Origin of the sequence: Cardinium endosymbiont of Culicoides punctatus (genome assembly GCF_004354815.1) — a bacterium.
Lineage (GTDB): Bacteria > Bacteroidota > Bacteroidia > Cytophagales > Amoebophilaceae > Cardinium.
In genome coordinates, this window is the sequence record NZ_QWJI01000042.1 from 1 (window position 1) to 1,986 (window position 1,986).

Here is a 1,986-nt window from a genome sequence, read left to right on the forward strand (position 1 = left end):
GCAATCATGATAGTCATTGATAGCATAAATAAAGGTAACGCTTGGGCTAAGTAAAATCATATATTTGTACCACCACCTAATTTTTTTCATTTTAAAACCAATCACTACTTAATCATAATTTTTTCTTCACTTGAAAACATTTGAATACATGATACAAAGTGACTTTACATCTTACTTAGTTAAACAAGGATTTGTAGCTAAGACAATACAAAGACACTCATCTTATGCAAACTATTATATAAATTGGCTTACAACCAATAATATTCATTTAGAAGAGGCCACTTATAAAGACTTAATAAATTATATCTCATACTTACAACAAATTAAAAGTAAACAGGTCATTAACGATTATCTTAGATCCATAAGTCATTATTATCGCTGGTTAAATCTTCCTAATATTGCCTATCAAGTACGTATAACAGGCATTGAAAAACAACAACAAGTATTATTTACCGAAGAAGAACTAGATCATATTTATCACACTTATACATCACAAAATAAGAAAAGCTTTTTCCGATACAGCGATAAAATATTATTGGGATTGAGTGTGTATCAGGCATTAGATGCAAGTGATATTATACGACTAGAAATACAACATTTAAATTTTAATACAGGGAAATTATTTGTTCCTGGAGGAGTAAAAACAAAAATATCTAGAACATTGAAATTAGAAGCACATCAGATATTACAGATACATGATTATATGGAAAATCATAGAGATAAGCGTACCGAAAAATTTATTAGTCCAGAGGCAACCAATGAAAATCAATTTTACCATCAAATTAAGAACCTAAACAGGCAAATGCGTAGTCATGGAGTATCCTTACAAATGGATATCAGACGTTTAAAACAATTTAGACAATCTAGGATTACACTTTGGATTAAGCAATATGGTTTACGAAAAACACAATACTATGCAGGATTTAAACATGTTAGCAGTGTTGAACACTATCGAAAACAAGACAGTGAAGATTTACGAGAATACGTTTTACAGTTTCATCCATTACAATAATTTTTATTTGATATACAGTAATATAATGAATTTTTTTCTCTTCATTTGAAACCAAGTTAATTTACTATTTATTTTTTCTTTCACTTGAATTCGAACGGATCTGTTATCAATTTTTTTCTTCACTTGAAATCAAGCGGCAAATAATAATTTTTTATTGGTTCTGTAATATTTTACCCACCCCCTTTGCTCAAGGCGCTTACAGCCAAGGCTTCCAGTGCCCCCAGTTTTTTATTCCATACTTTTTGTAGCTGTATAACAGCTACAAAAAGTCATTCCACTCTTATCATTCCCAGTTCCATTTATGGAATAAAAAACTGGGGTAAGCTATTTAACATAAAATCGCTTCCATTATGGTGCTAAAAAAAATCTTTTCACTTTTTATATTAAGGTCTTTTTGCACCATAATTCATTTTATGTTTTTGCGCTGCAAATAGCCACTGGAGCCAGCCTGTAAGCAACCTTTTATCCCTATAACCCTCCCTATAAAAGGAACAGAACCAATCAAAAATATATTATCAAATTTTTCTTCATATGAAAATCTTCAAATGAAAAATCAGATGAAAAAAAATAACTGGATTGTAAACCGTAAATTACCAGCATGAAAAAGTGGCTATATTTTGTTGTATTGATTTTTTCTGTAGCATATAGCGGTGCTACAAAGAATACCTTTTTTGATGCAAGAGTAATAGACGGGAATAAGGGGGCAGTATCAGCTAAAACACCAGTAGGAAAGAGAGGACATAAATCTGGACAAGATACTGGATTAGAAAGACCTGAATTACAACTTACTAATAGAAATATGGATACAATTATAGAAGGAAGAAAGTTTTCAGGACATGCCCTTGATAGAATGCAAAGCCGCGGTATTCTTACTCCAAGAGCAGTATCAGATACTATCAGGACTTTCGCATTTTTAATTAAAAGCTGTATATGGATTACGCCATAACTTTTCCTGAAAAATTTTTAAGGGTTCA

Annotated in this window: 2 protein-coding genes; both read left to right on the forward strand. The window is 31.0% G+C overall.

The annotated features are described in order from the left end of the window. Positions 1 to 148 precede the first annotated feature (148 nt). Positions 149 to 1,012: a tyrosine-type recombinase/integrase gene (locus tag CCPUN_RS04110; protein WP_133282310.1), complete on the forward strand. Its 864-nt coding sequence runs from the start codon at positions 149 to 151 to the stop codon at positions 1,010 to 1,012. 598 nt (positions 1,013 to 1,610) lie between these two features. Continuing rightward, positions 1,611 to 1,958: a hypothetical protein gene (locus CCPUN_RS04115; RefSeq protein WP_133282311.1), complete on the forward strand. Its 348-nt coding sequence runs from the start codon at positions 1,611 to 1,613 to the stop codon at positions 1,956 to 1,958. Positions 1,959 to 1,986: the final 28 nt, after the last annotated feature.